This window comes from Sphingobacterium wenxiniae, assembly GCF_900116225.1.
GTDB classification, from domain to species: domain Bacteria; phylum Bacteroidota; class Bacteroidia; order Sphingobacteriales; family Sphingobacteriaceae; genus Sphingobacterium; species Sphingobacterium wenxiniae.
This window is the reverse complement of record NZ_FOZZ01000006.1, coordinates 268,946-275,944: the sequence shown is the minus strand read 5'-3', so window position 1 is coordinate 275,944 and position 6,999 is coordinate 268,946. Positions and strand designations below refer to the sequence as shown.

General features: G+C 40.7%; 6 protein-coding genes and 1 tRNA gene. 4 read left to right on the top strand and 3 right to left on the bottom strand.

The genetic code is table 11. The features are described 5' to 3' along the window. Positions 1-708: tyrosine-type recombinase/integrase (locus BM375_RS10220; RefSeq protein WP_093365790.1), on the top strand; the 708-nt coding region annotated here is incomplete at its 5' end. A gap of 182 nt (positions 709-890) precedes the next feature. On the opposite strand, the gene BM375_RS10215 is transcribed toward BM375_RS10220, so the two are convergent. Beyond that, positions 891-964, bottom strand: a tRNA-Pro gene (locus BM375_RS10215). 1,286 nt (positions 965-2,250) lie between these two features. Here BM375_RS10215 and BM375_RS10210 point away from each other — a divergent pair. Beyond that, positions 2,251-2,643 (top strand): group III truncated hemoglobin, encoded by a 393-nt coding sequence (locus BM375_RS10210; protein WP_093365788.1) that lies wholly within the window; start codon positions 2,251-2,253, stop codon positions 2,641-2,643. Here the strand turns inward: BM375_RS10210 and BM375_RS10205 are convergent. Further along, positions 2,635-4,017, bottom strand: coding sequence for a M20/M25/M40 family metallo-hydrolase (locus tag BM375_RS10205; RefSeq protein WP_093365787.1), 1,383 nt, complete (start codon positions 4,015-4,017; stop codon positions 2,635-2,637). The genes BM375_RS10210 and BM375_RS10205 overlap by 9 nt on opposite strands. 48 nt (positions 4,018-4,065) lie before the next feature. On the opposite strand from BM375_RS10205, the gene BM375_RS10200 reads away from it, so the two are divergent. Then, the gene (locus BM375_RS10200) at positions 4,066-4,371 is read left to right on the top strand and encodes a Smr/MutS family protein (protein ID WP_170852636.1); all 306 of its coding nucleotides are present in this window, start codon (positions 4,066-4,068) and stop codon (positions 4,369-4,371) included. A 13-nt stretch (positions 4,372-4,384) separates the two neighbouring features. Here the strand turns inward: BM375_RS10200 and BM375_RS10195 are convergent, their stop codons facing one another. Further along, on the bottom strand, positions 4,385-5,272 hold the full coding sequence (locus BM375_RS10195) for a LysR family transcriptional regulator (protein ID WP_093365784.1): 888 nt from the start codon (positions 5,270-5,272) through the stop codon (positions 4,385-4,387). Between the two features lie 79 nt (positions 5,273-5,351). On the opposite strand from BM375_RS10195, the gene hutH reads away from it, so the two are divergent. After that, on the top strand, positions 5,352-6,920 hold the full coding sequence (gene hutH, locus BM375_RS10190; protein ID WP_093365782.1) for a histidine ammonia-lyase: 1,569 nt from the start codon (positions 5,352-5,354) through the stop codon (positions 6,918-6,920). Positions 6,921-6,999: the final 79 nt, after the last annotated feature.

The following is a 6,999-nucleotide window of genomic DNA, read 5'->3' as shown; positions in this document are numbered from 1 at the left end:
GAAGAAATTCCACTGTCAGATATTGAGGCGTTTATAAACGAAAAAGTTCAAAATGGGAAAATTAGTGTTTCCTATCAAAAAGGATTAGTGGGCGCAATCAAGAAGATGTACGAACTGATATTGGACAAAAAAATCCAACTGGATTACTTATACCCGAAACGCTCCTTTTCTAAATTACCTAAATTCTTTTCAAAAGAAGAAGTAAGAAATATTCTCGATAACACTCAAAATCTAAAACACAAGGCTATTCTGATGACAATCTATAGTTGTGGACTACGTCTTAGCGAACTGTTGAATCTCAAAATCAAAGACATAAAATCTTCAGATGGAATTATCAGAATCCATCAAAGCAAAGGTAATAAAGATCGGATTGTATCATTACCAGACAAATTGCTGGCGACTTTGAGACATTATTATCAAGCATTCAAGCCAAAGGAGTACCTCTTCGAAGGTGAGAAGGGTGGCAAGTATAGCGAACGAAGTGTACAGTTGATTCTGAAAAAAGCATTGGTCAAAGCAAATGTTCAGTCGGAAGGCTCTGTACATACATTGCGACATTCTTATGCCACACATTTAATCCAATCAGGTATCGATATCCGAATTGTAAAAGAGTTATTGGGTCATGAAAATATAAAAACGACTATGATCTACACTCATATCACTGACATAGACAAGCAAAAGATTCCTAGCCCTCTTGATTTTTTATAAGAATAAGATGAACTTTTCACGCTCTATAGAAACAAGCATTATGCTCCAATCATTCTTTAAGAAGGGTTATTCTTCTAGCTTAACTTAACTTTGCTTAGGTTATTGAATAATCAATATTCAGATATAATTTGTCCGAAATATGTCCGAAAATAGAAAAAGCCACTGATTATCAGTGGCTTTTGTCGGGGTGGCAGGATTCGAACCTACGACCTCCACATCCCAAATGTGGCGCGATACCGGGCTACGCTACACCCCGAAAAGGTATCACCTTTGTTTTGTGTGGCACAAATATAGAAATGTTTTTTTATTTATCACAACCTAAATACACAATAAACACATAAGTAATTGATTTATTGAAAAATAATTTATCACCACACCTTCACCCTGTTTAAATCAAACCGTACTTCCAGAGAATAAAAACCTATTATCCTAATAATTTCCGATTGTTAAACATTAATTTCCGATTATTAACATAAAGTCTGTAGATTAATATTACCTTTGAATTGTTGTTTTTATTCATTCTAAATAAAAATAATCATTATCTCTTCTCAATAATCGAATTGTCGCAAAAGCCTTTTTGCGGCAATTTTTTTTATTACCGCCTCTAAATTATCCTATATCTCATGTACAAGATTTGATTGACAACTGTAAGCCGCTTCTCTATTCCACTTGTTGATAATGTTCACGACTCAGTTATTGATGTATGTATTTAACTATGTGATCAATATTTAATGAATAAAAAAACGCATGGCTTAAACTGAAATTAGGATGCTTTTTACTTCTGAATGCACAAAGAATTGCACAAGTAAAGATGAGTTTATCTTGCTAACGTTATACAAGAGAACTCCCTACATATACATATTACCGAACCGCATGAACAACTCAACAGACACAACTGTTTTCCATAACATGAGAATATATCTATGCTTTCCGTATAAGATCATATTCACGGACTCAACTGTTTATTGCACAGTGTAGACAATCCTTTTCGTGATGTACATATTCTAAACAAGAGATACAATAGACTTTATGATAACTTACACACTCATACAGTTAGAGTAATGTGTCTTAGTTGTTTTGCTACGTAACATGCCTTTAGCGAAATATAAATTTCTTTAAAAGAACACTATCTTCATTTTAAATCAAACAAACAAATACAACTTGTAGACTGTTCCTATACAAAAGACAATAGACATAATCGTTCTGCACATAACGTGCATGCAAAATCACTATGACAACAGCAAAATTCCAATGCACTATGCAAAAAAGACAAATATCATCAAGAAAAAGAGCATTGCACGAATCTAAAACACAACAGTCCCATTGTTAATTCCTTTTGACTTTGCTTTAATGTATGTTGTCTTTATAACTATGTATGTCGTCATTGTTTCCATGTTACGTAGGATTTTTTCAACCGTAAACCACAATGCACAACGGATTATCTTCAAATATGTCTACGGTCATATTTTATATCTGCAAACTTGAGTAACTTTACATGAAATAATGGGCTGCTAAAGCTACTCAGAGGTAAAACAGGATATTATGGAAAAACAGGATATTAAGAATCTGGACGATATAAAGAGATTGGTGAACACCTTTTACGGGACGGTACAGCAAGACGATTTGATTGGCCCGATCTTTAACGAGAAACTGGAAGGGCACTGGCCGAAGCATTTGGAGAAGATGTACACCTTTTGGCAAACCATACTGCTGGACGAGTACACCTACCAAGGTCGCCCCTTTCCTCCCCATGCCCAATTACCTATCCATCAGGAACACTTCGAACGTTGGCTTCAATTGTTTGACGCTACAGTAGATTCCCTTTTCGAGGGCCCAATTGCGGACGAAGCCAAATCAAGAGGCCATAAAATGGCTGCTCTTTTCCAAATAAAACTGGAGCACATCCGCCAATCACCTTTCAAGCCATTATTGTAATTTGTCAATCTGTTGATCCACCAAATAAAGTAAGGATGCTATAGCAGCGACTCCTGATTGCAACTCTCGACGATCTACTGCTTCAAATACATCTTTAGCTGTATGATGGAGGTCGAAATAACGATGCGGATCCGAGCGGAAATTGAACATCACCGTATTCGGAAAATGTCTTCCCCAAACGCCGGAATCCACTCCTGGACTGCCCTTCAAGAATCGGGACACCCAGAATTTTTCTTCGAACAAGGGTTTCCATTGCTGCTGTATCCAGGCGACATGTTCCGCAGAAGCTTTAATATCAAAGCCCCGAGGTGCGAAGCCGCCTAAATCACTCTCTATAGCTGCAATAATTTTCTCATTTTTCTCTTTAGCGATTTCGCCATACTTTAACGAACCATTGACACCATTCTCTTCGTTCATATAAAATACAAGTCTTATCGTATGCCGAGGCCTGTAACCTAACTGCATCAATGTCCTTATCGCGTCCAGCGTCCCCATCGTGCCGGTACCGTTATCATGCGCGCCCTCACCCACATCCCAGGAATCAATATGCCCGCCGATGGTAATAATCTCATCAGGTTTTTCTGTTCCACGCCATTCCGCAATTACGTTATGGCTGTGAACAATACCTTTCCATGATGAAGTGTTTTTCAGAAATAAACGTGTCTTCGGATTTTCCTTCAAAATATCGGAAAGCCTATTGCCACCCACAGCAGAAATCGCCAACGCAGGGATACTATCGATCCCTTCCACGTAACGTGTCCCACCCGTATGCGGATAATCGTCAATAGCAGATGATGAAAGCGAACGGAATAAATAAGCTATCCCTCCCAATTTGGCAACTTCTACAGGACCACGGCTGCGCTGTCCACTATTCAGTCCGTAAGCAACGTCCGTTTCCACGAGCGATTCTTCCCACGGTTTGTTTACAAAGACAATCTTCCCATATACCTCTTCGCCGTGTTTCCGCAAATCACTCAAAAGCTCCACTTCAAGCACCTCGGCTTCGATTCCTTCGGCAGGCGTAGCAACTGACCCTCCTAAAGCAAGAACATTCAGCTTTTCATTTGTTCCGACAACTACTGCTCTTTCAGCCTCGCCTCTATCCCAGTGTCTAACATCCACATCTTGAAGATATACTTTATCGAAAGATAATTTTTCCATTAAACTTTTAGACCAGAGGACAGCCTCTTCCGCTTTTGGCGAACCAGCAATCCGATGCCCAATCTCTTTGGTAAGATAGCGTAGATTATCATAAGCCTGTCCGTTATAAAAAGATTCATGGTAAATCTTACTTAACATGGCGGAATCCTGCTGTGCATATAGCGGAGCGCTCAAACTAACCGCTACAACAAGCGCTGAAAGAATATTCTTCATTTTAAATTGGTGCTTAGAAAAGCTAAATTTATGTATTATTTTTGGAAAATGGCAAGAGAATTACCCCGTCCTCCGAAAGAAGTAGACTTACACGCTGATGCTTTTATCCACCAATTGGATGAATACGAAGCTGACGAGCTTTTGGCCGAATCCATCGATTTGCTCCGTGAGATGCTTGATGCCGCAATTTATTGGGACTACCCGGAGATCCGTTTCATTCATGGCAAGGGAAAAGGCATATTACGCAAGGCCGTATACGAAGAATTGGCCTATTACAAAAGAAGTGGTGCGATAGCGAATTATCACCCGTCATATCGCAACGAGGATGTAGTTGTCGTTGTGATTGGTTTATAATAATCATACAGCTTTATTTCTGTCTTTCTCTTTCCACGGCTTCTAAGAATAATTTCATCGCCGCATTATTGAGATTCGCATTCCAGATCAGCCATAGCGTAGTGCGTTGCGGAATATCGACCAAGTCAATAAACTTTACATTCGTTGTGTAACCCTTCTGGAGCGACGCAGGAACAATGGCGATGCCCAACCCCTGTTCCACCAGATTGAAAATGGATAAGGCATTCACCGTACGCAACGCGACATTCGGTTCAAATCCTGCATCTTTAAAGATACTCATGACCAGGTCAAAATAGGAATGGCTATAATCTTTTGAAAAAAGGATAAACGGCTCTTGGCGTAAGTCATACAACGACAAGCTATCCGCCTTAAAATTCTCGGGGACAACCAGCGAAAAATGTTCCTGTCGTACCGGAATTCCTTGAAGTCCTTTCGGAACATAATCAATGCGCACAAATCCAAAATCCAGTTCCTCCTTAAGCAGTTTCGCCACCTGCATTTCATTCGGAAGTTCTTGCAGATCAATCTCCATCAATGGATATTCCTGTTGCAACGTAATCAGTAACTGCGCCAACACCGATTGTACTGCCGAACCAATAAACCCAACCCGTAACTCCGACACATGATGTTCGCCCATAAAACGCAGTTCGCGTTCAACTTTATCGAGTCGCGAAAACAGATCGTCTACTTCCTTTTTTAAATAGCTACCAGCATGTGTCAAACGCACGTATCTTTTCCCGCGTTCCAATAAAGCCACTTGATAGATTTCCTCCATCTGTTTAATCTGCCGACTAAGACCAGGCTGTGAAATAAACAAGCGTTCAGCAGCTTTCCTAAAGTGCAATTCCTCTGCTAATATCTTAAAATAATAGAGATGTCTTAATTCAATTTGATAACCCATTGTAATCAATCATTAACAATAATGGTATTTATAATTATTAAATATAGCCCTTAAATTTGGAATAACAACAAGAAACAAGATGAAAGACTTCCAATACGGCATACAACATTTAACCAGCTCCATAGCTATGCAAATAGCCAAAGGGACATGCAGAGGTTCGCTATTAGACGAGACGCGTGAGGCCATCGAAAGGAGCGCCCGATACGTACAGCAGATTGTCGATGCAGAAAAGGTCGTTTACGGGATCAATACCGGGTTTGGCCCACTTTGCACCACATTAATCAATCGGGCTGACACCAAAAAATTACAGGAAAACATTCTCAAAAGCCATGCGGTAGGTGTCGGTGATCCCATAGATAAAGAATTATCCAAATTGATGCTTATCCTCAAAGTACATGCGTTAGCACAGGGTTTTTCAGGGATACAGTGGACCACCATAGAACGTATATGCTGGCATATTGACAACGATATTATCCCAGTTGTGCCTAAACAAGGCTCTGTTGGTGCATCAGGTGATCTGGCACCCCTGTCCCATCTTTTCCTGCCGCTGATCGGACTGGGAAAAGTCTGGTATAAAGGCAATATTACCACCGCGGAAGAAGTATTGTCGCATTATGGATTATCGCCAATCACCTTGGGTGCAAAAGAAGGACTGGCTTTGATCAACGGCACACAGTTTATGGCAGCGCATGCTGTAAAAGCCGTGATTGAGATGGAAAATTTATTGTCAAATGCTGATTTGATTGCTTCGTTGATGCTGGAAGGTCTAAACGGCTCTATCAAACCGTTCTTTACAGAACTCCACCAACTGCGCCCACACAAAGGCAATCAATTCGTCGCCAGCACAATTTACAATGTACTCCAAGGTTCAGAAATCCTCATTTCCCATAAAAATTGCTCCCGCGTACAAGATCCGTACTCCCTACGTTGTATCCCACAGATACATGGTGCATCTCGCAACGCTTGGCTACACCTAAAAGACACGATAGAAACCGAAATCAACGCGGTGACCGATAACCCGATTATCATTAACGAAGAGCTAACCATTAGCGGAGGTAGCTTTCATGGACAGCCAATAGCACTACCGATAGATTATGCCACCTTGGCTATTTCCGAAATCGGCAATGTATCGGATCGCCGGGTATATTTGTCCTTAGAGGGCGATACACCGAACGTTCCGAAATTACTTCTCCGTGAAACAGGGCTAAACTCTGGTTTCATGATCCTGCAATACACCACCGCTGCACTGGCGAGTGAGAACAAGGGCCTATGCTTCCCTGCCAGTGCGGATAGTATTCCAACCTCTTTGGGACAGGAAGACCATGTAAGCATGGGATCGATAGGCGGACGAAAACTTTTACAGGTTATCGAGCATGTACGCAAAATCCTCAGTATTGAACTTATCTGCGCAGCACAGGCATTCGATTTTCATCGTCCACTAAAGTCGTCGTCGATATTAGAAGCGGTGCATCAAGAGATTCGTTCCGTCATACCCCATATTACGGCGGATCAACCCATGGAACAGATCTTACTTTCTGCCGAAGATTTAGTCGCTTCGGGAAGGTTAGTACAAATAGCCGAGCAAACCGCATCGGCACACAATCTGTCTTATTACGGTAAGTATGCGGATCTTTTTAAAGTATTTTAGAGCCTGTCTAACATGTATTGTTTTTATCGCGCTTCGACAAGCTCAGCGTGACAAAAAGAAAAAAATATCAAGTATTTAA